Source organism: Curtobacterium sp. PvP017 (assembly GCF_054060195.1).
Genome location: NZ_JBSSCY010000004.1, coordinates 336,374 through 360,256 on the forward strand (window position 1 = coordinate 336,374; position 23,883 = coordinate 360,256).

The 23,883-nt window shown below is 72.9% G+C and carries 15 protein-coding genes, 1 tRNA gene and 1 rRNA gene; 5 read left to right on the forward strand and 12 right to left on the reverse strand.

What is annotated here, in order from left to right; translation table 11 throughout:
* Positions 1–151: 151 nt before the first annotated feature.
* The gene (locus ACVKXF_RS10930; RefSeq protein ID WP_456795700.1) at positions 152–1,435 is read right to left on the reverse strand and encodes an ABC transporter substrate-binding protein; all 1,284 of its coding nucleotides are present in this window, start codon (positions 1,433–1,435) and stop codon (positions 152–154) included.
* A gap of 295 nt (positions 1,436–1,730) precedes the next feature.
* Between ACVKXF_RS10930 and ACVKXF_RS10935 the strand changes: the two genes are divergently transcribed.
* Positions 1,731–3,050, forward strand: a complete 1,320-nt coding sequence (locus ACVKXF_RS10935) for a glycosyltransferase (RefSeq protein ID WP_456795701.1) — start codon at positions 1,731–1,733, stop codon at positions 3,048–3,050.
* Positions 3,051–3,557: 507 nt separating this feature from the next.
* On the opposite strand, the gene ACVKXF_RS10940 is transcribed toward ACVKXF_RS10935, so the two are convergent.
* Positions 3,558–4,850: a glycosyltransferase family 2 protein gene (locus ACVKXF_RS10940; RefSeq protein WP_456795702.1), complete on the reverse strand. Its 1,293-nt coding sequence runs from the start codon at positions 4,848–4,850 to the stop codon at positions 3,558–3,560.
* 182 nt (positions 4,851–5,032) lie between these two features.
* Here ACVKXF_RS10940 and ACVKXF_RS10945 point away from each other — a divergent pair, with 182 nt between their 5' ends.
* The 4 genes from ACVKXF_RS10945 to ACVKXF_RS10960 all read left to right on the forward strand — a co-directional run bounded on the left by ACVKXF_RS10945 (position 5,033) and on the right by ACVKXF_RS10960 (position 8,996).
* The gene (locus tag ACVKXF_RS10945; protein ID WP_123312254.1) at positions 5,033–5,257 is read left to right on the forward strand and encodes a hypothetical protein; all 225 of its coding nucleotides are present in this window, start codon (positions 5,033–5,035) and stop codon (positions 5,255–5,257) included.
* Between the two features lie 105 nt (positions 5,258–5,362).
* The gene (locus ACVKXF_RS10950) at positions 5,363–6,277 is read left to right on the forward strand and encodes a beta-1,6-N-acetylglucosaminyltransferase (RefSeq protein ID WP_456795703.1); all 915 of its coding nucleotides are present in this window, start codon (positions 5,363–5,365) and stop codon (positions 6,275–6,277) included.
* Positions 6,274–7,818 (forward strand): lipopolysaccharide biosynthesis protein, encoded by a 1,545-nt coding sequence (locus tag ACVKXF_RS10955; protein WP_456795704.1) that lies wholly within the window; start codon positions 6,274–6,276, stop codon positions 7,816–7,818. The genes ACVKXF_RS10950 and ACVKXF_RS10955 overlap by 4 nt, the downstream gene beginning before the upstream one ends.
* A complete protein-coding gene (locus ACVKXF_RS10960) occupies positions 7,815–8,996 on the forward strand; it encodes a glycosyltransferase family 4 protein (RefSeq protein ID WP_456795705.1) in 1,182 nt (393 codons plus the stop codon). The genes ACVKXF_RS10955 and ACVKXF_RS10960 overlap by 4 nt, the downstream gene beginning before the upstream one ends.
* A 66-nt stretch (positions 8,997–9,062) precedes the next feature.
* On the opposite strand, the gene ACVKXF_RS10965 is transcribed toward ACVKXF_RS10960, so the two are convergent.
* The 10 genes from ACVKXF_RS10965 to rrf all read right to left on the reverse strand — a co-directional run.
* On the reverse strand, positions 9,063–10,070 hold the full coding sequence (locus ACVKXF_RS10965; RefSeq protein ID WP_456795706.1) for a glycoside hydrolase family 16 protein: 1,008 nt from the start codon (positions 10,068–10,070) through the stop codon (positions 9,063–9,065).
* Positions 10,067–12,013 (reverse strand): DUF7402 domain-containing protein, encoded by a 1,947-nt coding sequence (locus tag ACVKXF_RS10970; RefSeq protein WP_456795707.1) that lies wholly within the window; start codon positions 12,011–12,013, stop codon positions 10,067–10,069. The genes ACVKXF_RS10965 and ACVKXF_RS10970 overlap by 4 nt, the downstream gene beginning before the upstream one ends.
* Positions 12,000–15,554, reverse strand: coding sequence for a glycosyltransferase (locus ACVKXF_RS10975; protein WP_456795708.1), 3,555 nt, complete (start codon positions 15,552–15,554; stop codon positions 12,000–12,002). The genes ACVKXF_RS10970 and ACVKXF_RS10975 overlap by 14 nt, the downstream gene beginning before the upstream one ends.
* A complete protein-coding gene (locus tag ACVKXF_RS10980) occupies positions 15,551–16,513 on the reverse strand; it encodes a glycosyltransferase family 2 protein (RefSeq protein ID WP_123312247.1) in 963 nt (320 codons plus the stop codon). The genes ACVKXF_RS10975 and ACVKXF_RS10980 overlap by 4 nt, the downstream gene beginning before the upstream one ends.
* Positions 16,510–17,454: a glycosyltransferase family 2 protein gene (locus tag ACVKXF_RS10985; protein ID WP_456795709.1), complete on the reverse strand. Its 945-nt coding sequence runs from the start codon at positions 17,452–17,454 to the stop codon at positions 16,510–16,512. The genes ACVKXF_RS10980 and ACVKXF_RS10985 overlap by 4 nt, the downstream gene beginning before the upstream one ends.
* Before the next feature lie 398 nt (positions 17,455–17,852).
* A complete protein-coding gene (locus ACVKXF_RS10990) occupies positions 17,853–20,732 on the reverse strand; it encodes a non-ribosomal peptide synthetase (protein ID WP_456795710.1) in 2,880 nt (959 codons plus the stop codon).
* A 316-nt stretch (positions 20,733–21,048) separates the two neighbouring features.
* Positions 21,049–21,120 (reverse strand) — tRNA-Gln (locus ACVKXF_RS10995).
* Between the two features lie 44 nt (positions 21,121–21,164).
* Entirely contained in the window at positions 21,165–22,193 is a 1,029-nt protein-coding gene (locus ACVKXF_RS11000; protein WP_456795711.1) for an NAD(P)/FAD-dependent oxidoreductase, read from the reverse strand.
* Between the two features lie 10 nt (positions 22,194–22,203).
* Positions 22,204–23,691 (reverse strand): glutamate--tRNA ligase, encoded by a 1,488-nt coding sequence (gene gltX, locus ACVKXF_RS11005; protein WP_456795713.1) that lies wholly within the window; start codon positions 23,689–23,691, stop codon positions 22,204–22,206.
* A gap of 102 nt (positions 23,692–23,793) precedes the next feature.
* A 5S ribosomal RNA gene (rrf, locus tag ACVKXF_RS11010) occupies positions 23,794–23,883 on the reverse strand; the annotation flags it as partial.

Here is a 23,883-nt window from a genome sequence, read left to right on the forward strand (position 1 = left end):
TCGGGTTGGGGATGGCTGCGGGGATCTCGGTTGCTGCTGACACGTGTCGGCCTCCTTGCCGGGGGTGTCGGAACGCAAGTAGGGGCGGACTGGAGGCACGTGCCGGGATGGCACCGTGCCTCCAGTCCGATGCGGCGTACGCCGCGTGTCGCTAGCTGCTGGTCGCCGACTTGAGGGCGTCCTGCATGTCCTTCAGGGCTTCGTCGACCGACTTCGATCCCTTGAGCGCCGCGTAGGTGTTGTCCTGGATCGCCTTCGTCACCGCCGGGTAGAACGGCGTGACCGGGCGCGGCTCCGCCGACTCGATCGACTTGAGCAGCGTCGGCAGGTAGGGCAGCTTCGCCGTCAGCTCGGAGTCGGTGTAGAGGTCACCGACGACCGGGGCGAGCGACCCCTGCGTCGCGAAGAACTTCTGCGTGTCGTTCGAGATGAGGAACTCGAGGAAGTCGTGCGCCGTCGCCTTGTGCTTCGAGTACACGCTGATCGCGGCGTTGTGCCCGCCGAGCGTCGAGGCACCGACGCCGTCCGCGCCCGGGATGGGTGCGACGCCGAAGGTGTCCTTGACCTTGCTCGAACCGTCGGTCTTCGCCAGGTTGTAGACGTACGGCCAGTTGCGCAGGAACAGCAGCTTGCCGGCTTCGAACGCGGTGCGGCCCTGCTCCTCCTGGTACGTGATCGCCTCGGCCGGGATGTTCCCGTCCTTGAACGCGTCGACCAGGTTCTGCAGGCCGGCCTTGGCGTCGGCGGTGTCGACGTCCGGGTCCCCGCTCTTGCCGAGCACCGAACCGCCGGAGCCGTTGATGGCCTCGGAGGCGTTCACCGTCAGGCCCTCGTACTTCGCGAACTGCCCGGCGTAGCAGCCGATGCCCTTGTCCTTCGCGATCTGGCAGTCGTCCATCATGTCGCTCCACGTCGTCGGGGGCGTCTTGACGAGGTCCTTGCGGTAGTAGAGCAGCGCGCCGTCCGAGGTCTGCGGGGCGGCGTAGAGGGTGTCGTTGTACGTCGCGGTCTTCACCGTGGCCGGCAGCAGCTTCGAGGTGTCGATCTCCATGTCACCGGTCAGCGGCGTCAGCCAGCTCTTCGCGGCGAACTCGGCGGTCCAAACGACGTCCACGTCGACGACGTCGTAGTTCGCGTCCTTGGCCTGGAAGTGCTGCACGAGGTCGTCGTGCTGCTGGTCGGCCTGGTCGGACTGCTCCTTGAAGGTGACCTTCTCGTCGGGGTGGGCCTTGTTCCACTTCGCGATCAGCGGGCGGACCACGTTCGAGTTGTCCTTGCCCTGCACGTAGGTGATCGGTCCGCGGCTGTCCTGGCCGCTCTTGGCGTCGTCCGAGCCGGCGCCGGAGCTCCCGCTCGAGCAGCCGGTGAGCACGAGGCCGATGACGGCGACCCCGGCAACGGATGCGAACCGCACCCTGGAGCGTGTTGTCTTCACAGCGTTGTCTCCTCATTGAGATCACCAGGGGGCATCGATCGGGTTCGACGACACTGCCCTGGAGCAGGCGCCGCTGCCTGCTGGTGGAGGAAGCTACGCCCGCCCTCGGGGTTCCGCAACCGGTTGCATCGGTTCCGTGACCTGAGCGTGACCTTGGAAGTCCCGGAGACTTCCTGGGTGAGCGCTCACCCTCGTTCGAGGGGCCCCTGCACGCCACTGCGGAACTCCGCATGAACCCCGCCACTGGGGACCCGCGCCGTTGTCCGTACCGACGGCTCCACGTAGCGTCCACGACATGGCCACCCTCCACACCGCCGACACCGTGCCCGCACCGCGCCGTGTCATCGGCGTCGACCTCGACGCCCCGCTCCCCCGCCTCGTCGCCGACGAGACCGGCGAGTCCGCCATGGTGATCGGCTACCGCGGCGGCCACCCCACCGGCACCCTCGACGTACTGCTCACCGACGACCCGGCCGACGCGGCCCGCGCCCTCGAGGCGCTGCAGGAGACCGTCCTGGCCGACGTCCCCGCGGTGTCGGACGACGACCTGCCGACCATCTCGGTCGTCGTGTCCACCGTCGTCGACCGCGTCGAGGACCTCGGCAAGCTGCTCGACGTCCTCGAGCACCTCGACTACCCGCGGCACGAGGTCATCCTCGTCGACAACCGCGTCCGCGTCCCCGCCGGCGACGCCCTGCCCGCGATGCTCGCCGGACGGAACGTCCGCCTGGTCGAGGAGCGCCGCCCCGGCCTGTCCGCCGGCCGGAACGCCGGCGTCGCCGCCGCGACCGGGGACGTCATCGCCTTCACGGACGACGACGTGCGCGTCGACCCGCAGTGGCTCCGCGCCATCGGATCCCGGTTCGTCAGCGAGCCCGGCCTCGACGCCGTCACCGGCGTCATCCTGCCGAGCGAACTCACCACGCCCGCGCAGATCTGGTACGAGGCGTACTACGGCGGGTTCAGCGCCGAGCGCACCTTCTCGCCCGTCACGATCGTCCCAGACGACGTGCAGGGCACCATGCGGCACGCCCGCGTCACCGCGGTCACCCCGTCCGGCGAGGTCCTCAAGCACTTCGCCGTCTACGGCATCGGCGCGTACGGCGCCGGCGCGAACATGGCATACCGCCGCACCCTGATCGAGGCCGTCGGCGGCTTCGACCACACCCTCGGTGCCGGCTCCCCCGCCCGCGGCGGCGAGGACCTGGCGATGTTCATCGAGACGCTGTGGCGCGGCGGGAAGATCGGCTTCGAGCCGCGCGCGGTCGTGCACCACCGGCACCGCCAGACCATCGAGGACCTGCACAAGCAGCTGCACGGCAACGGCGTCGGGTTCACCGCGCTGATGTTCGCGCTCGCCGCGAAGGACAAGCGGCACGTCGCCGTCCTGGCCCGCCTGATGCCGCTCGCCGCGAAGGTCAAGTCGAAGCAGATGCTGTCCCGCCTGGCCGGGCGCCGGGACGCCGCGACCGACGTCACCAACGACGCCTCGACCACGCGCATCCCGAAGACCCTGGCGTACCACGAGCTGCGCGGGTTCCCCGCCGGCCCGGCCGCCTGGTTCCGCAGCCGACGCCGCTGGCGCGACGTCGAGGCCGGCCGCTTCCGGCCGTAGACGCACCACCCGACGGACGGGAGGCCCGTGGCAGCGTCGCCACGGGCCTCCCGTCCGTCCGTTGCGCACGCAACAAGCGACACTCGCGTTGTCGTACGACGTCGAGGATGTCGCACCCACGCGCACGCAACCGTTGCACGCGCAACAGGCGACACCCGCGTCGTCGCACGACATCGACGACGTCGCCCCCACGCGCACGCAACCATTGCACGCGCAACAGGCGACACCCGCGTCGTCGCACGACATCGAGGATGTCGCCCCCACGCGCACGCAACCATTGCACGCGCAACAAACGACACCCGCGTCGTCGGACGACGTCGAGGATGTCGCCCCCACGCGCACGCAACCGTTGCACGCGCAACAGGCGACACCCGCGTCGTCGCACGACATCGACGACGTCGCACCCACGCGCCCGCAACCGTTGCACGCGCAACAAGCGACAACCACGTCGTCGCACGACGTCCGCGTTGTCGCAGACCGGGTGCGGCGAGCGCGCCCGCCCGCGCCTCAGCGCGCGGTGAGCCGCCCGGCCACGTACCGCCACGGCCCGCCCAGCGCGGCCGTCAGCTCGGCGCGCTTGAGCCCGCGCGTCGCGGCGGTGAACTCGGCGTCGACGGGCCAGCCGCCGCTCGCGTCGACGGGGCGCTCGTCGGCACCCTGCCCGAGCGCACCGAGCCGGCGGAGCGCGCCGGCCGCACGCCGCAACACCGCGAACGCCGTCGAGGGCCGCAGCACGAGCTTCGTCACCCAGGCGCCGAGCCCGGTGCCGTAGCCGATCGCCTGCGAGCGCAACGCGGCACGGTCCTTGCGGTGCTCGTGCCAGACGACGGCCGAGGGTTCCACGGCGAGCGCCCCACCGGCGAGCAGGACGCGGGTGAACAGGTCGGGGTCCTCACCGGCTCGCGCACGGGTGCCGGGTCCGAGGGCGACGTCGAAGCCGCCGAGCTGCCGGACGGCGTCGCGGCGCACGGACATGTTCGCGCCGGTGCCGAACGCGCCGACGGTGAAGGGGAACAGGGGCTCGTCGACGGGCGGGGCGGACGTGCGGTACACCCGGCGCTCGAGGTTCCGCGCCCAGGTCACCCGCTCGTCGAAGAAGCGCTGTGTGGGGGTGCGGAGCTCGCCGCTGGGGACGAGTCCGGTGACGCACCAGACGTCGGCGTCGCGCTCGTAGGCGGCGGCGATGGCGGCCATCCAGTGGCGGTCGACGACGACGTCGTCGTCGATGAACGCGACGATGCCGCCGGTGGCGCGGGCGAGTCCGGCGTTGCGGGCCCGGGAGACGCCGGCACGTGCCTCGAGGACGTAGTGCACGCGCGGGTCGTCGACGGCGGCCACGACGTCGCGGGTGCCGCTGGTGACGGGGGCGTTGTCGACGACGAACAGCTCGAAGTCGTCGTACGCGGAGTCGAGGACGGAGCGCACGGCGCGGGCGAGGGCCACGGGCCGCTCACGGGTGCCGATGACGACGGAGACGCGTGCGCCGTCCGCAGGGGCGTCGACCGGGAGGCCCGGGGCCGGCAACCGACGCAGGGCCGGTCCCAGCTCGGCCGGGTCCACCGCCCCGCGGTCGTCGACGCGCACGTCGACGAACCCGGCGACGTCGCGGCCGTCGCGCACCATGAGGCGGGCGCGGCGGAAGCCGCCGGCGCCGGCGAGGTGCACGGTGTCGGCGGCGAGCGCTGCGGACCGGTCGACGGCGCCGACCCAGGCAGCTCCGACCCAGGTGGGGGCGTCGGGCGAGGGCATCGCGGGGTCGAGTGTGAGGGCTCGTTCCGCGGTGGTGGTGTGGTCGGTCATGTTCGTCCCGTCGGGCCGGTCTGGTCGGGTGGACGTGGCAATGCTCCGCGCGCGTCGACAGGGGGTCAACCGCGATGCTCGGAGGATGCGGGGAGGCTGCGGTTTGCCGCCACTAGACTCGCGGGAGACGCCGGTCGACCCGCCGGTGCGACCCCGGTCCCCGCCGGACACGAGGAGGACGCATGCCGCTGGCCCGCACGATGGACCGGCTCGGCCTGACCAGGCGTCCACGCCCGACGCTGCGACTGGTGCCGGACCCCGACGCGTCCGACCTCGTCGTGGTGCACCTCGACGCCGACGACGCCGCGTGCGGCACCTGCGGGCACGCCCAGGCGGCGCACGAGCACTACCGTCCGGGCACGGACTGCGCGCTCTGCGACTGCCCGAAGTTCCGCCGCGCCCGCTGACCCGATCCCCCTCGATCGGGGGGCGCCTGCGGGAAACCGCCGTTCCCCCGCAGGTGGTCCCGACCGCCCTTGTCGGTGTTCGCGGGCCCGCTTAGCGTCGCGGACATGGCCATCACTCCCACGCCGCTCGCGTGCATCGTCCTCGCCCACGAGGACCCGACGCACGTCCGTCGGCTCGTGGCGGCGCTCGACCCGTTCCCGGTGTTCCTGCACTGCGACGCGAGCACCGACGACGACGCGTTCGAGGCGATGACCGCCGGCCTGCCCGAACGGGTGCACGTGCTGCCGCGGATGCGCACCGGGTGGGCGAAGTGGGAGAACGTCGCGGCCGAGGTCGCCGGCTACCGCGCCGCCCTGTCCGGGACCGACGCCACGCACGTGGCCCTGCTGACCGGCAGCGACTACCCGTTGGCCGACGCCGAGGAGATCTCGACGCTCCTGGCGGCGAACCCCGGCCGGTCGTTCGTCGAGGCGAAGCCGCTGCCGCACCCCGCCTGGGGTCGGGACGGCGGTCGGTCCCGCGTGCGGTTCCGGCACTGGGCGTGGCGGAAGCACATGCTGCGCCTGCCGATCCCCCGACGCGTCCCGCGTGACGTCGTGTTCGGCGGCGGCTCGCAGCTCAAGGTCCTGGCCCGGCACCACGCGCAGGGCGTCGTCGACGTGTTCGACCAGCGCCCCGACCTGGTGGCGTTCTGGGAGCGCGTGTGGATCGGTGACGAGACCTTCGTGCCGTCGGTCCTGCTGACCCCGGAGTTCACCCCGGACTTCGCGGACGCCCACGCGGCGCAGCCGCTCTGGTGGATCGGGTGGGACGGCACGAAGCAGAAGAGCCCGCCGTGGCTCGGCATCGAGGACGCCGGCCGGTTGCTGGAGCGTCGTACGTCGGCCGACCAGTCGACCCCGTACGTGTTCGCCCGCAAGTTCTCGACGTCGCGCAGCACCGACCTGCTCGACGTGGTCGACGCGACGTTCGGGCTCCGGACGTCCGCCGACGACCAGCCGGTGGTGGTGGCGCAGTGACCGTCCCCCAGACCCGACGCGAGGCCCGTGCGGCCGAGGCCGCTGCGCTGGCGGCGCAGCCAGACGACGACGAGCTCGAGGCGTCCGTGCAACCGGCGGCCCCCGGCGCGCTGTCCACCGACACCGACTCGATCGCCGTCGCACGCGGCTCGTCGGTGCTGTTCGGCCGTGGCCTGCTCTACGTGGTCGTCTGGTCGATGCAGCTCGTCGTGAGCTCGCTGATCTCCCCCGTGCTCGCGCACCTGATGCCGCCGGCCGAGTTCGGCGTGCTGGCGTCGGCGATCGCGCTGTACCAGGCCCTGGTGGTCGTGGCCGTCTGCGGCATCGACCAGGCGTCGGTGCTGCAGCGCGCCGAGGACGGCGACGACCGGCGTGCCCGCGGTCTGGTGTTCGTCGGCATGGTCACCGCGGTCACCGTCACCGTGTTCGCCCTGGTGTCGATCCCGCTCTGGGGCGACGCCGCGGGCTTCGTCGACCAGCACCCGCTGCTGCTGGTCGCCGTGCTCTGGACCGGACCCGCCGCGATCGTGCAGCTGTCCCTCGCGCTGCTCGTCGCCCAGGACCGCATCCGCGTGTTCGCCGTCACGAGCCTGCTGTCGTCCGTCGGCGGGTCGATCATCGGCCTCGGGCTGCTCGCCGCCGTGCACGCCGACGCCACCACGTACGCGTGGGGCGGGGTCGTGGCGCAGGGCGCCGCGATGGTGATCGGCATCGTCGCCACGAAGCCGCGGTTCCGCGGTCTGTTCGACCACCGCACCACGGTCCGGGCGTTCAAGCTCGGTGTCCCGATCGCGCTCGGCAGCCTGTCGTACTTCGTCCTGAACGCCGGTGACCGGCTCGTCGTGCAGCGCCTCCTCGGTGCCGACGAGGTCGCCCGCTACCAGATCGCCTACGTCGTCGGCTCCGCGGTCATCCTGCTGCTGACCTTCACGAACCAGGCCTGGGCGCCGCACTTCGCCGCCCTCCGCGACGCCGTGGCCCGCCGCCGGCTCGCGATGCACGCCCGCGACGAGCTCTACATGCTGCTCGCGCCCGTGCTCGTCGCGGTCACCCTCGTGTCGCCGGTGGCGCTGCCGATCCTGGCGCCGGCGTCGTACCGCGTCGAGTCCCTCACCGTCGTCGTCTTCGTGGTCGCGCTGACCGCGTTCCCGGTGGTCGCGAGCGGTGCGACCGGCCGGCTCCTGCTGGTCGAGCGCCGCGGGGTGACGGTCGGCGTCATCGGTGCCGTCGCCGGCGTCGTGAACATCGCGGCGAACCTGGTGCTGGTGCCCCTGACCGGCATCGTCGGCGCGGGCATCGCCACGGTCATCGCCTACGGCATCCTCGCGGCGCTGCAGCAGGCCGCCCTGCCGGACCGCCGCGAGTGGCGCGGTCCCCGACGCAGGGTGCTGCTGGCCATCGCGATCGCGATCGTCGTCGCCGCGGCCTCGCTCCTCCCGCCGCAGGACCTGGCCTGGAACATCGTCCGCGTCGTCGGCGTCGCCGCGTGCCTGCCCTGGTTCTTCCGTCGCCTGAAACTCGCTCGCGGAGGATCCGCATGACCCGTCCCACCACCCGTCCGCTGCGTGTCGTCGTCGCCACCAACGGACTCGCCATCACCGGCGGCGTCGAACGGTGCGTCGTCGAGGACGTCGGCGAGCTCGTCGCGGCCGGCCACGACGTCGAGGTGTGGCACCGAGCCGGCGCGGACGGCGACCCGGACGCGGGCCGCGCGGTGTTCGACCAGCTGGGCGTCCGACTGCGTCATGCCCGCGACTACCGCTTCGGCATCCGCTCCGCCCCGACGGACGTGCTGCGCTTCGTCCGCGAGGGCCTGCGCCTCCGCCGGTCGCGTCCTGACGTCCTGTGGCTGAACCGTCCGGAGTTCCTGCCGTGGGGCCGCGTCGTGTCGTTCGTGTCCGGCGTCCCCCTGGCCGTGCACCTGCACCACGCCCCGAACTACCGTCGCCTCGGCCCGTTCGCGGGGGGCCGGACCCGGTACCTCGCGGTCTCCGCAGCGATGGCACGTGCCTGGACCGCCGTCGGTGCTCCCCCGGACCGGGTCGACGTGGTCCCGAACGGCGTCGACACCACGGCGTTCCCCGCCGCCACCGCTGCGAGCACGCGAAGCGCGCGCACGGTGCTCGGCCTCGACCAGGACCGCCCCGTGGTGCTGTACTACGGTCGGCTCACGCGGTCGAAGGGCGTGCTGGCCCTCCTGGAGGCATGGGGGCGCGTCCACGCGTCGGCCCGCGTCCTCGTCGGGCCCGGCACACCGCCCGCCCCGGCTCCGGTGCTCGTCCTGGCCGGTGCGCTGTACCCGGAGGACGCCCCCGCCGTGCACCGCGCGATCGCCGCGCTGCCCGACGGCTCCGTCGTCGTGGTGCCCGAGCGGGACGACGTCGTCCCGTTGCTGCACGCCGCGGACGTCGTGGTGGCACCCTCCATCGAGCCCGAGGGGTTCGGCCGCGTGGTCGTCGAGGCGATGTCCACCGGACGCCCCGTCGTCGCGGCGGCGTCCGGCGGCACGGCCGAGATCCTGAGCGGCGAGTGGGCACGCTTCACCGTCGATCCGACCGAGACCGCAGCGCTGGCCGACACGGTCGTCGAGGCGTTGCACGCCGCCGAGGCCGAACCGGGGCTGGCGGACCGGTGCCGTGCCTGGGTGCGGGACCGGTACGGCCGGGAGCGACACGTCGCGGCGCTGCTCCGGGCGCTCGAGGCGCACGCGAAGCACTGACGAACGACGACGACGACCGAGCGGTGCCGACGACCACGTCGGCACCGCTCGGTCGTTCGGGACCGCTCAGTCGTCCGGGACCGTCGTCGCGGTGTCGTCCGGCAGCGACGCGCTCGGCTCGGCACCGTCCGCCGGCACGTCGATCGTCATCCAGTCGATGAGGAGCGACCCGGCGGCATCCGCCGGCGGGTTCCCGGCGTTCGACCCGGCCTGCACCACCAGGTGCATCCGAGCCGTCGGGATGTTCTCCGTCGTGGTGCCGACGACCTCGTCGTCGACCAGGAACGACATCCGGTCGGCGGTCCACTCGATCGTGTAGGTGTGCCAGTCCTTCAGCGACGCCTCGGTCTGCTGGTGGATGCACTTCTCGGCGGGGTCCGCCAGGCAGTGCACGTTGAGCCACGCAGGGGCGCCGAGCGCTCCCTCGGGGAAGTCGATCTCGCCGTCCGACCAGAGGTTCTCGTCGCTCCAGAGCAGCACGGCCACGCCGTAGCCGTCGACCTCGTCGCTCCGCATCCGGATGCTGTACCGGCCGGCGGTCTGCCCGCCCCACTGGCCGTCGACGAGCGGCACGACACCGCCCGCCAGCGGCACCCCGGCGCGGGTGGTGCGCAGCCGCACGTCGAGTACGCCGTCGTGCGTCGACAGGGTGGACGCCTGGTAGCGCCCCGTCCCCGCGGTGTCGGCGAACCCGTGGTAGGCGACGAACCGGTCCGAGTACCGGGACTCGAAGGTCCGGTTCGTGGCGGCGTCGGCGAAGTCCTCGCCGAACACCCGGGTCCACCCCTCCGGCTCGGAGCTCGGCATCGAGACGCCGCTCGGGTCGTCGAGGGTCACGTCGTCACCGTTCGCCGTGGTGGTCGCGGTCGTGGTGCCGGCGACGATGCCGGCAGCCACGAGCAGGGCGCCGGCCGCGAACGCGGTCCGGCGGGTGCCGGCGCGCCGCGACGGCCGGTGCCGGGACAGGCCACGACCGTGTGCCGGTGGGGCGCCGTGGGCCGACGCCGCGTCGTCGGCGACGTGTTCCGACCACGTGGGGCGGGCCTCCTGGCCGTCGCCCTGCTCGTCGGTCACCCGGTCGTCCAGGCGCGGATCTCGGAGAGTCCGACGTTGCCCGTGCTGTCCGAGACACCCGTCACCGTGAACCGCACCCAGGTGACGTCACGCGGGGTGAAGTCGACCGTCAGGGCGTCGCCGCCGTTCGGCAGGGTGCCGACCGCGACCTGGCTGCCGTCCGAGAACGTGAGGGTGCCGCTGGTGACCTGGTCGGCGCCGTTCGGGCGGTCGTGGAGCACGATCCGGCCGAGCCGCTGCGAGGCGGCCCAGTCGAGCTGGATCCAGACCCCGGTCCGGCCCCACGGGGCGACCCACTCGGCCGTCGTGTTGTCGGGGTAGCCCGACACCACACCGTCCACTGCCTTGGCGACGGTCTGCCCGGTGGACTGGTCGTCCCACGCGGCGGTCGGGGTGGACGACCCGGTGACGTCCGACAGCGTCGGCGTCGGGGTCGGCGTCGGCGTCGGGGTCGGCGTCGGCGTCGGGGTCGGGGTCGGCGTCGGCGTCGTGTCCGCCGGCCGGAAGGCCCGGATCTCGGCGAGGCCGACGTTGCGGGTCGTGCCGCTGACCGAACCGACCGTGAACCGCACCCAGCTGACCTGCCGGGCGCTGAACGTGACGCGTTGCACGGCGCCGCCGTTGTCGAGCGACGGGACCGCGACGCTCGAACCGTCGGAGAACGTCAGCGTGCCGCCGGTGACCTGGTCGTCGCCGTTCGGACGGTCGGCGAGGTCGATCTCGTGCAGGGTCGTGCCGGCTGCCCAGCCCAGCTGGATCCAGGTGCCGACGCCGCCCCACGGAGCCGCCCACTCGGCGGTCGGGGCGTCGGGGTACCCGCTCACCACACCGTCGACGGCCTTGACGGCCGTCTGGCCGTCCGCCGGGTTCTCGGCGCTCGCGGTGACGGTCGCACCGGCGGTGACGTCGGTGCCCTGCGCGGGCAGCGGGTCGGTCGGGTCGGTGGGGTCGGTCGGGGGCTCGGCCGACGAGCCGACGGCGTACTGCCGGCTCAGCCAGGAGCCCTCCGGGCGCGACGCGCAGGCGGACGTGGAACCGCAGGTCTCACCGTCGTACGCGGCGTAGGCGAAGAACGCGGCCGCCTTCGCGGCGGTCTGCGCGGCGCTGAGGTTCGCGGGGCGGTTCGCGATCGGGTACCCGAGGTACCCGGTGAAGGTGTGGGCCGCGGTGTACGTCGCCTGGGCCTCGTCGGCGAGGTACGCGACGGTGTGGTGGTCGCTGTGGTCGCCGTCGCCGTACGCGCCGCCGTGGTCGAGGGTGTGGATCTCGGTGGGCGCGTACCCGGTGACGAGCCCGGCGAAGGTCGCGCGCAGGGACGTCAGCGAGTACGACGTCGGCTGCGACGCCCCGTCCACAGTGTGCATCGTCGGGATGTGGCCCTCGTAGAGCTTCTCGAGGCTCTCGTCGTCGGTGCCCGCGAAGCCCGACCCGTCGATGTTCCCGTCCGGCAGCTCGAGGAACACCAGGCTGAGCTCGGGATGCGTCGCCAGTGTCTCCGTGCGCAGGGTCTTCCCGGCCACGACGACCTGACCGGTGGTCCAGTCCGCGTCGACGCCGGCGATCTCGGCGTACGAGGCCATCAGGCCGTCCTCACGGGCCTGCCAGTACCAGGCGGGCTTGCCGGCGTCGCCCGCCGTCACGACGACGGAGCGGACGCACTTGCCCGCGTCGACGTCGGCGCGCAGTTCGGTGCCCGAGAAGAGCAGGTCGTCGTCGGCGTGGGCCACCATCGTGAGCACCCGGCCGGCGCTGCAGTCCGCACCGGCGGCGGCCCCCGACGCCGACGACTGTCCGGTCGTGGTGTCGGCGAGCGCCGCTCCACCGGTCGCGGTGAGCGTCGGGACGACGAACGCCACGAGGCCGAGCACCGCCGCGGCGGACGCGGCGCCGATGCGCCGCGTCCGCCGGGAGGTCCGGACCGTGTCGTGCTCAGCTCGTGGCATGTGCCAGCCCTTCCGGGGTCAGTTCGTAGACGGCGGTGGTGCCGGAGTCGAAGACGCGCTTCCAGTAGGGCGAGTCGGCCATGGCGGCCGCGAGCTCCTGGTAGTCGGCGTCGGTCTGGTAGCCGTAGCGCTCGTCGTAGGCGCCGAACGGCTCGGCGACCAGGGCGTAGTACTTCGTCGCCGGCCAGTCGAGGACGAACTGGCGGGTCATCGTGGACACGTCGGCTTCGGCGTCGTAGCCCTGCGGCTCCGGGTACGCCCCGAGGACCTCGCGGGACAGTGCCCCGACGTCGAAGTAGCGGGCGCCGGTGTTGCTCGGGACGGCGTTGGCCGACCCGGTGAGCAGCATCATCGAACCCTTCGGCGCGGTGGAGTCGTAGAACTGCGTGGCCGCCGACTGGCTGCGCGTCGGGACGCGGTTCCAGTCCAGGGCCGTCTGGCCGAAGGCGCCGACCCCGACCATCGCGGCCACCGCTGCTGCGGCGACGACCACCTGGACGGCCGTGGGCCGCATCGTGCGGGTGAGGAGGCGCCCGACGGGAGCCAACCGGCCACTGGGCATCGGGAGCCCCGCAGCCAGGATCGCGATCCACGGTGTGGCGAACAGCACGACGCGGAAGATGCCCTCCTGGCCGTAGTTCGTCGCGACGAGCAGCGAGATCGGGCTCGCGGCCGTGGCCAGCAGCCCCCAGTGCACGCGGTCCCGGCGCATCAGCACCGTGATCACGGCGACGAGGCCGAGCACCACGAGCGCTGCTGCGGGGATGTCGAACGCGAGCCGGGTGACGAGCGGCTTCGGTAGGACGGTCATGTCGTGCGACGGCGGCTGCACGTTGTCGAGCACCTTGCCGACGGCCCCGAGGGACAGGAACTTCCCCAGGATGTCGTCGTTCAGCAGGGCGAAGCCGACGGCCGGCACGAGCACCACGATCGGGAGCCACCAGGGTCGGAGCAGCCGGAACACGATGAGCGTCACGAGTGCGGCGACCGTAAGGTACGGCGAGATCTGGTGGGTGACGACCAGCACGATGCCGATCAGGGTGATGGCGATGATCCGGGACAGGCCAACGCGGCGTGCACGCAGGACCGTCGAGCGGACGCCGTCGGCAGCGGTCGCGGCGGTGCGTCGCAGCGGGCCGACGGCCAGCACGAGGATCACCAGGGACATCAGGATGCCCACCGACTGCGGCGAGAAGTACGTCGTGTTGAGCGAGCCGGTCATCGCGGTCAGGAACGCCGCGATCCAGGGGCGACGGTTGCCCGGCAGCCAGTTGGCGGCGAGGACCCCGACGGCGATCGTCGTGCTGAAGGCCAGCAGGACGGGGACCCACGCGGCGATGGTCATCGCGTTGTCGATCCCGCCGACGTCCGCGACCCAGGCGCCGCCGGCGAACAGCCCGGACCACGTCTGGAAGATGTCGGCGGCCGGGTTCGTCGAGCCCCAGCGTCGGATGTACTCGAGCACGCCGATGTGGCGGGCGGCCGCCATGACGGTGGGCATGCCGTAGGTGATGGCCTGCGCGAGCTGGATCGACCCACCGAGCACGACGACCGGGATCGCGAGTCCGCGGCCGCGCACCAGGGCGACGACGGCAGCGGCGACGACGATCGCCAGTCCGACGACCAGGCCGGGGCCGAGCGAGCCGAACAGCCCGTCCGGCACCGGGTCGCCGATGTGCGTGAGCGCAGCGACGACGATGACGAGCAGCCCGACGACCGAGCCGGCCGTGACGGTGTGGGTGGTGGTCCAGCGGCGAGCGGTGGCCCCCTCGGCGACCGGCGCGAGGCGTGCCCGCTGCAGTTCGGCGACGTCCCGCGGCACGGCGACGGCGAGGGCGACCGCGGTGAGCACGACGACACCGACGAACGGCGCGGTGGGGTTCCAGAGCTGGAAGGTCGCCATCGTGTAGCCGATGCCGATCGTCCCGACGAGCGACGCCGTGACCGCGAAGACGCTGAACCGGGCCAACGGCATCGGGCGGACGAGCAGCAGCGGGGCGACGCCGAGCAGCGCGAAGAGGTACACGCCGATCGCACTCCCCCGCAGGACCGGGAGTCCGGCGAGCGCCGCGACCCCGGCGACGAGGAGCGTCAGGACGACGATCGCCGCTGCGGTGAGCCGCGCGACCGGGCTCATGGCGTCCACCGCGACCGGGCGGGCCGGACCGGCCGAGGCCAGGCCGTGCCGGAGCTCGTGACGGCCACGGGCGTTCCGGTCGATGGTGCCGCCGCCGCGCAGCCGTTCGGTGAGTGCGAGGAACGGCGCCGCCAGGACCGAGCGACGCTCGACCCCGCGCAGTCGCCGCCGGGTGGCGGCGAACTCGGTGTCGACCGCGTCCGGGACGCGGTCCTCGCCGGTGCCGGGCTGGTCGCCGGCGATGTCCGTCACACGGTCGCCCTGCTCGAGGCCGAGTCGTGCGAAGGCGCTGAGCGCCTCGGGCGCTGCGTCCACCGATGCGGTGAGCGACTCGCGGTCGATGGCGTTCTTGGTCATCCAGGCTCCGAGTCCGTGGCCGTGCGCGGCAGCGGCGGCGCGGAGCGACGCGACGTCGTCCGCCGATCGCTGCCACGCGATGGCGGCCGGTTCGACGGCGATCGCGGATCCGGCGAACAACAGTCGTGTGAAGAGGTCGAGGTCGTCGCCGGCGCCGACGCGGGTCCCCGGTCCGAAGGCGGTGTCGAAGCCGCCGATCCGGAGCGCGGTCGCACGGTGCACGGCGAGGTTGTCACCGGTGCCGTAGGCAGCGGCGGCGAAGGGGTGGTGCGGGGGTGCGTCGTCGGTGTCGTCGAGGCGGAACACCCGACGGCGGACGGTCCGGCCGGCCGCGGTGCGGTCGTCGTGCCAGCGCTGCGCGGGGGTGCGCAGTTCGGCGCTCGGGACGAGTCCGGTGACGCAGGCGACGTCGGGGTCCGCGGCGAACGCTCCGGCGAGCGCGGCGACCCAGTCGCCGTCCACGACGGCACCCTCGGCGACGAACGCGACGACGTCGCCGCTCGCTGCGAGGAGTCCGGCGTTGCGGGCGGCGGCGAGGCCACCGGCCGGCGCGGCGATCGTGGTGACGCGGCGTCCGCCGATCGCGACCGTCGCGGCGCCGCTGTCGTCGGCGCCGTGCGAGACGACGACGACGTCGAAGTCGGGGTACTCGTTGGCGAGCACCGACCGCATGGTCGTGCCGGCGGCCCCGTCCGTGCAGAGCACCACGGTGACGGACGGCAGCACCAGACCTGCTGCCGGCCGACGCTCGGGCACCGGCATCGGCCGGATCGCGCGCTGGAGGGTCCGGACGTCGATGGTCCCGCCGATGCGGCGACGTTCGGTGATGTCCGCCTCGACGAAGCCGAGGGGTTCGCCGTGGTCGCGGACGAGCAGTCGAGCGCGCCGGTAGCCCGCGGCGCCCTCGAGTGCGACCACGTCACGGTGGCTGGACGCGTGCACGTCGGCCCGGTCGACCTCGCCGACCCACAGGGCGCCGTCCCACGTCGGGGACAGCGGGCCGGTCACGATCGGCGAGATGACCATCGCCAGGGTCGCGCGGGTCACCTCGTGCCCACCGGCTGTGCGACCGGCACGGTGGCCGGGGTGCGGACGACGACGCCGCCGAGGACACGGCCGACGGCGTAGCCGGTGACGGTCGACGCGACGGAGAGCACGATCGCGAAGGCGCGCAGGGCGCCGCCGCGGCCGATGTGCCGCAGTTCGCGCAGCACCGCTCCGGGGATGACCTTGGTCAGGTACGTCGACTCGCTGGCGAGCGAGTCACCCGTGCCGACGCGGCGGCTCAGGACGGCCTTCGAGATGCCCTCGTAGTAGCTGCGACGACGCAGGTACCGCATCGTCACGCGGTCCGGGGACACCCGGTGCGAGACGTTCGACCGGGGTTCGTGGCGGATGCGCGCACCCGGACGGGCCTGGGCGATGCGGATGCAGAGTTCGGTCTCCTCGCAGCCGAGCGGCTGGTTGCCGACGCGGCCGATACCGGAGCGGAAGCCGCCGGCGAGCATGATCGCGTCACGGCGGAAGGCCATGCTCGAACCGATGACGTTGCGCACGTCGCCGGGGGTCTCGGGCAGGCCCCGGTAGGAGCAGCCGACGATCCAGAGGAGCTCGTCCGCGTAGGGGCCGGCACCGGTGGCGGTGGGCCAGGACGGGGTGGCCCGGCCGCCGACGCCGACGACGTCGGGGTCCTCGAGTGCGGTGAGCATGTGGCCGAGCCAGTCCGGGTCGGCCGTGGCGTCGTCGTCCAGGAACGCGACGACGTCGGCGTCGGTGAGGGCGACGCCGGTGTTGCGGGCGCCGGACAGGCCGCGGTCCTCGGTGTTCGGGACGACGCGGAGCTCGGGCCAGCGTGCAGCGGCGCGGGCGAGGAGCTCGGGCTCGTGGTCGATCACGACGACGACCTCGGGGGCCTCGGGCTGGCGCTTGGCGGACTCGACGCTGTCCTGCAGGTCACCCCAGCGCTGCTGGGTGTACGCGCAGATGACGACCGCGACGGTCGTCACGCGACTTCCTCCTCGAGGCTGGCGACGGCGGCGACGGGTGCACCGACCGGGGCGTGCCCGGCCGCGTGGACCGTCGCGTGCGCTGCAGCCGGGGCTGCGTGCGGCGCCGCGGCGTGCGGCGCGGCGGCGTGCGGCGCCGCGGCGAGCTGCTCGGCCGGCGGCACAACGCTCATGGCGGCACGGCGGACCTCGGAGCGGCCGATCGCGGCGCGGCGACGCTCGTGCATGATCGACTTCAGCACACGGATGCCGTCGGTCACGGCGTTGAGGTTGCTGGAGCCGTGCACGCGGAGCTTCTCGTGGCTGGGGACCTCGGTGATCGCGAGCTCGGCGGCCGACCAGCGGCAGGTGAGCACGGTCTCGATCTCGAACCCGTCGCCCCACAGCATCGAGCCGTCGGCCGGCTTCGGCAGCTCGGAGGACAGCAGGCCGATCTCCGGCAGGACGTCCGCCCAGAAGGCGTTGTAGCCGTAGCAGAGGTCGCTGTAGCGGGTGCCGAGGATGATGTTGCAGAGCATGTTCAGACCGCGGTTGCCGAGGTTGCGGACGATCGTGATGTCGTCGCTGCCGCCACCGAGCGAGTAGCGGGTGCCCTTCGCGACGTCGGCGCCCTCGACGAGTGCCTGCACGAAGCGCGGGATCTCGTCGGGGTCGGCGGAGCAGTCGGCGTCGAACATGACGACGACGTCGCCGGTGACGGCCTCGAACCCGCAGGCGAGGGCGTTGCCCTTGCCCTTGCGGGTCTGGTGGACGACGCGGATGTCGGGCATCACGCGCTGTGCGGCGGCGATGGTGTCGTCGACGGAGTTGCCGTCGACCAGGATCACCTCGTACACCGGCGGGAGCTTCGGCAGGATGATCTCGAGGTTTCGGGCCTCGTTCCGCGCCGGGATGACGACGGAGACCCTCGGGTCTGCAGGGCGAACGGTACGTGCGGGCATGGGCGCGGTCCTGTCGGGTCAGGGTTGCTGTCGGGTTGTGGCTCGTGTGACGAGCGGCGCGTCCTCGGATGACGCATCGACGACGGTGACCGTCGTCGGTCGAGCAGCGGGACGCGGGTACGACGCCGCCGGCTTCGCAGGTGAGTGGGTACTCTCCCCCGCGTGTCCAACCATCGTCGCGGGGTGGCAGGCGGTCAATGCGCGGTGCGGTCCATTGCGGACACTCGGCCGTGGATACGGAAACCCGCAACACCGCGCGGCCACGTGCCGTGGACGCACCGACGAACGGACGGGCGCGCCCCGCAGAGCGGCAACGCGAAGCGTTGCGCGGGGCGCGCCGACCGAGCCTGCGAGGGAGGTGTGCCAGCTGGCACCGGGCCTCCCGTCCGTCGGTCGGCTCAGTCGCGGGCCGCGCCCTCCGTCGCGAACGCCGCACGCAGCGCCGTCGCGAGGTCGGCCACGTGCGGTTCCCGCAGCAACGAGCTGTGCTCGGCGGCGATCCGCACGGTCTCGGTCCGGCCGCGCAGCAGCGCGGACCAGCCGGCGGCGTCCGGGTTCGCGTCGGCGAGCACGTACGTCGCCCGTCCGTGGAACGGCGTCGGGTGGTGCCGCCGGGTGACGAGCTCGGCCTGGTCGAAGAAGGCGTCGAAGTCCTTCTGGCCGCCGTGCCGCAGCACACCCGCGCTGTAGGCGCGCACCCGCTTCGCGACGTGGTCGCCCCACGACATGCCCGTGGGCATGACCCGCCGGACGGCCCCGGCGAGGCGCTGGCCGGCGGCGCGGACCGCGGGGTTCCGGTGCTCGCGCGGCTCGAGCCGGCCGAACTGCTGCCGGACCCCCTCGGCGCCCGTCCGCGGCAGGTAGGTGTCCAGCAGCGCGACGTGCGCGACCTGCTCGCCGCTCTCGGTGAGCAGTCGGGCGATCTCGAGCGCGATGAGCCCGCCGAGCGAGTGGCCGACCAGCAGGTACGGTCCGCGTGGCTGCACGATCCGCATCAGGGCGACGTACCGGCGGGCGCTGGCCTGGATGCTCCAGTCCGGCATCCCCCGACGCTCGAGGCCGTGCTGCTGGAACGCGTACACGTCGTGCTCGGGCAGGTAGCGGGACAACGGCAGGAACGTCAGCGCGAGCGCTCCGCCGCCGGCGAAGCAGAACACGGGCGGACGTCCGGACTCGCGCGCGCCGGACACCTTGACCACGTCGGGGTGGCTCGGCAGCGCCGTCGTGCCGCTGCGCACCCGTCGGGCGAACGCCCGGAGCGTGGGGTGCTGCAGGACGTCCGAGGACCGCAGGTCAATGCCGAGGCGGCTCTGCACGAGGGCGAGCATCTCCTCGGCGGAGAGCGAGTCGCCGCCGAGCGCGGAGAAGTCCTCGTCGAGGTGCACACCCCGGAGGCCCAGCACCTCGGCCCAGATCTGCCCGACCACGAGCTCCCACTGGTCGTACTCGCCCTCGACCATCTCGGTCTCGATGCTCGGCGCACCCGGCAGCTCGGCACGGTCGACCTTGCCGCGCTCGTTCCGCGGCAGCTCGGTCATCGGCACGATCGACGCCGGCACCATGTACTCCGGCAGGCGGTCGCGCAGGGCCAGCCGCAGGGACGCGGGCGCGGGGGTCCGCTGGCCCGGACGGCCGACGACGTACGCGACCAGGCGGGTCACTGCGGGCGGGTCGACCTGCGCCGTGACGACGGCGTCGTGCACCTCGGGGATCGCGCGGAGCGCCGCCTCGACCTCGCTCGGCTCGACGAGGTACCCGCGGACCTTCACGGCGTCGTCGGACCGTCCGAGCAGCACGAGCCGACCGTCCGGCTCGATCCGGGCGAGGTCGCCCTGGCGCCAGGTCGGCGTGCTGTCGTCGGTGCGTCCGGCCCGTTCGGCGGTCTTCTCCGGGGCGCCCCAGTACCCGGCGGTCAGGCCCTCGGAGACGATGACGAGCTCGCCGGTCTCCCCCGGGTCGGCACGGCTGCCGTCCTCGCGCAGCACGAGCACCTGCTTGCCGGGCAACGGCCACCCGGCGGGGACGACGCCCTCGGGCACCGGCGACCCGGGCTCGACGGGGCAGTACGCCACGCAGCCGGTCTCGCTCGACCCGAACGCGTTGAGGAGCAGCGTCGTCGGGTCGAGGTGCGGGCGGGCAGCGGCGATGTCCGCCCCGGTCACCGCCTCGCCCGTGGTCATCAGGAAGCGCAGGCCGCCGAGCGCGGGCGCCGCGCCGGACGCCTGCGCCCCGGGTGCCGTCTGCGAACCGACGATCGAGCGCAGCAGGTGCGGGGTGCAGACGAGGACGTTCACGCCGTCGTCGGCGAACCGTGCGAGCAGGCGCTCGACCCCGAGTTCGCGGGGTTCGAGGAGCACGACGCTGCCCCCGTTCAGCAGCGTGTCGAACGAGAACAGCAGCCCGGCCGCGAACGACAGCGGCAGGACCACGCCGAGCCGGTCGTCGGGACCGGTGCCGAGGGCGACGGCGTCTTGCTCGGCGTTGGCGAGCTGCTGCCGGTGCGTCAGGACGACGCCCTTCGGCATGCCCGTCGAGCCGGAGGTGAAGACGATCGCGAACGGGTCGCGGCCGCCGGGGCGGGTGCCGGGTCGGGTGCCGGCGGCGCGGGTGCCGGCGGGCGCGTCGGCTGCCGTGTCCGCTGCCGTGTCGGCCGTCGCGTCGACTGCCGTGTCCGCCGTCGTGTCCGCCGTCGCGTCGACTGCCGTGTCCGCCGTCGTGTCCGCCACTGTCACGTCGGTCGCCCGCTCGTCGCTCACCGACTCGCCGTGTCGTTCGAGCAGGTCGGCGAGTGCGTGCACGCGTCCGTCGCGCTCGGCGACGACGGTGGCCGCGAGGTCGGCGCGCGCGGGATCCGCCACGATCTCGTCGACGCCGGCGAGCCGGGCGACGTGTCCGAGCCGGACCACCGGCAGGTGTTCGTCGAGCACCACCACGGTGCGCCCCGCGCGGACGAGCGCCAGGATCGCGACGACGGCCTCGGTGGTCTGGCCGGCCATGATGCCGACCGGCTTCGACGCTCCGCCGGCGACTGCGCCCACTCCCGCGCCGCTGCGGTCGTCGGGTCGGAGCTCGGCGTCGAGCACCGAAGCGAGCGAGCGCGACGCACCGTCCGCCTGCCGGAAGGTGTACGGGCGGCCGTCCCCGGCGAGTGCCGCTGCGTCGCCGTGGAGCGCGACCACGCGGTCCCAGCGGTCCAGGACGGAGTGGTCGCCGGCCAGCGGGATCGCGGCGCGGTGGGTCCAGTGGTCGGCTGTCGTCAGCGGGTCGGCGGAGGTCACGATGACACCTCGGATGATCGTCGGCGGGCCGCCGCGTGTCCCGCGTCGGTCCTGCGACCGTACGTGCGGCGCGGTGCCGCCCACGAGCCGCGTCACGCGCGGTGCGGGGTCCCGCAACCCGGCCAGGAGGCACGGCTCGCCACCGCCGGCGCGCTCGGCCCGCGAACCGCGGACGGTCCAGGGCCCGGAGCGGGCCGCGTGGACACGACGCATCGTGCGGTTCCGCGCAACCTCGGAACGCGCTGTCCGGAGCCTTCGGATCTCCGGTGGAAACGAGAACAGCCCCCGGGATCTCCCGGGGGCTGTTCTTCGAGTGCTGGGGTACCTGGACTCGAACCAAGAACGACGGTACCAGAAACCGCTGTGTTGCCAATTACACCATACCCCAAAGGCCTGCTGGCCTTCCGGCCCCGTTGTCCGGGGCACGATCAACTACTGTACAGCATCCCGGAGGTCCGCAAGACCACCCACGAGGTCACGGTGCACCGCAGCGGCCGTCGCGGCTCCGTGCCCGGCCGCCACGATGAGCTGCTCCGGCCCGGGAGGGGTCACGTCCCCCACGGCGTACAGCCCGGGGACCGTCGTGCGGCCGACCCGGTCGACGACGAGGAGCCCCTGTGCATCGCGCTCGAGGGCGGTCGGCACGCCGGGCGTGTCGGTGCCCGGGCCGGTACCGGTGCCGCCGGTCGTGTGCAGCCAGTCGAGGTCGGCGTGCCACGTCGGTCGGACGAAACCGCCCGTCCGCGGCTCCACGTGGCCGTCGACGAGCCGGACTCCGGTCATCCCGGTCCGGTCCCCCTCGAGGTCCTCGATCACCCGCTCGTCGATCACGACACCGGCACGAGCCAAGCGCGCACGCCCGGCGTCGTCGAGCGGCGCGACACCGTTCGTGTAGACGATCAGGTCGTCCGTCCACGCCGCGATGAGCAGCGCACGGTCCACGACGTCATCGGTCTCGCAGATGAACGCGAGCGGCTGCCCCGCCTTGTCGTACGCATCGCACTCGACGCAGCTGTGCACCGCGGTGCCGTAGAACGCGCGGAGCATCGGCAGCGCCGGGAGCTCCTCGCGCAGCCCCGTGGCGACGACGACGGTCTTCGCCCGCGCGTCCACCTCGGTGCCGCGCCAGGTCCCGTGCAGCCGCCAGCCGTCGGCGTCGGGCGTCACGAGGTCGACCACGGCCTGCACGACTGTCGCCTCCGGGTACGCCTCGACCTCGACACGACCGAGCTTCCGGAGCTCGAGCGGCGAGACCCCGTCACGCGTCAGGAAGCCGTGCGAGCGCAGGGTCGCGGCGTTGCGCGGCCGGTTGGCGTCCACGAGGAGCACCGTCCGCTTCGCCCGCACCAGGTTGAGCGCAGCGCTCAACCCGGCGGGTCCGGCACCGATGACCGCCACGTCGTGGACGACCGGCGTGCTCGGCTCGTCCGGGCTCCCTGCAGCGCTTCCCGCGGTGCTCATCGTGCCCCGCTCAGCGGGCCGCGAGGGCGCGGAGCCGCGTCAGGGTGGACTCCTTGCCGAGGATCTCCATCGACTCGAAGAGCGGCGGGCTGATCCGGCGACCGGACACCCCCACGCGCAGCGGCCCGAAGGCGACACGGGGCTTCAGCCCGAGGTCGTCGATGAGCGCGGTGCGGAGCGCGGCCTCGATCGCCTCGGTGCGCCAGTCGTCGAGCTGCTCGAGCGCAGCGATGCCGGCCGTGAGCACCGCGGCGGTGTCGCCCTTGAGCGACGCCAGCGCGTCGTCCTCGACCACCAGGTCGGCGTCGGCGGTGAACAGGAACCCGAGCATCGCCGGCGCTTCGCCGAGCAGCTGCATGCGCTCCTGGACGAGCGGAGCCGCCTTCGTCAGGACCTCGAGCTGCTCCGCGGTGGGCGGATCGGCGACGAGGTCGGTCAGGTAGGGCAGCAGGCGGGACCGGAAATCCGCGGCGTCGAGCAGCCGGATGTGGTCGCCGTTGATCGCCTCGGCCTTCTTGTGGTCGAAGCGTGCGGGGTTCGGGTTGACGTCGGTGACCTCGAACGCGGCCACCATCTCGTCGACCGAGAAGACGTCGCGGTCGGCACCGATCGACCAGCCGAGCAGCGCCAGGTAGTTGACGAGCCCCTCGGGGATCATGCCGGCGTCCCGGTGGTGGAACAGGTTCGCCTCGGGGTCACGCTTGGAGAGCTTCTTGTTGCCCTCGCCCATCACGTACGGCAGGTGACCGAAGACCGGGATCGACGGAGCGAGCCCGATCTCGTACAGCGCCTCGTACAAGGCGATCTGCCGCGGGGTCGAGGACAGCAGGTCCTCGCCGCGCAGCACGTGCGTGATGCCCATCAGGGCGTCGTCCACCGGGTTCGTGAACGTGTAGAGCGGCTTGCCGTTCGGCCGGACGACCACGAAGTCGGGGAACGTGCCCTGCTTGAAGGTGATCTCGCCACGCACCAGGTCGTCGAAGCTCAGGTCACGGTCCGGCACCCGGAGCCGGAGCGCCGGTTCGCGGCCCTGATCGCGGAACGCCTGGCGCTCGGCCTCGGTGAGGTCCCGCTCGTGGTTGTCGTACCCCTGCTTGGGATCGCGTCCGGCGGCCTTGTTGCGGGCCTCCATCTCCTCGGGGGTGACGAAGGACTCGTAGACGTGCCCGGACGCCTTCAGCTTCGCGATGACGTCGTCGTAGATCGCCGTGCGCTCCGACTGCCGGTACGGACCGTGCTCCCCGCCGGCGTCGACACCCTCGTCCCAGTCGAGCCGGAGCCAGCGCAGCGCGTCGAGGATCTGCGCGTACGACTCCTCGCTGTCACGGGCGGCGTCGGTGTCCTCGATGCGGAACACGAGCTTGCCGCCCGTGTGGCGCGCGTACGCCCAGTTGAAGAGCGCCGTGCGGATGAGCCCCACGTGCGGGGTCCCCGTCGGGCTCGGGCAGAAACGGACACGGATCTCGGACCCGGAAGCAGTGGTGAATGGCGCAGTCATGACCCGCCAATGCTACCGTCACGCCCCGCGCCGGAGCGGTCGTGAACGCAGAAAACCCCTGACCAGTGCTGGTCAGGGGTTCCCTGGTGTTGCTGAGGTTAAGTCCGGCGGCGTCCTACTCTCCCACAAGGTCCCCCTTGCAGTACCATCGGCGCTGAGAGGCTTAGCTTCCGGGTTCGGAATGTGACCGGG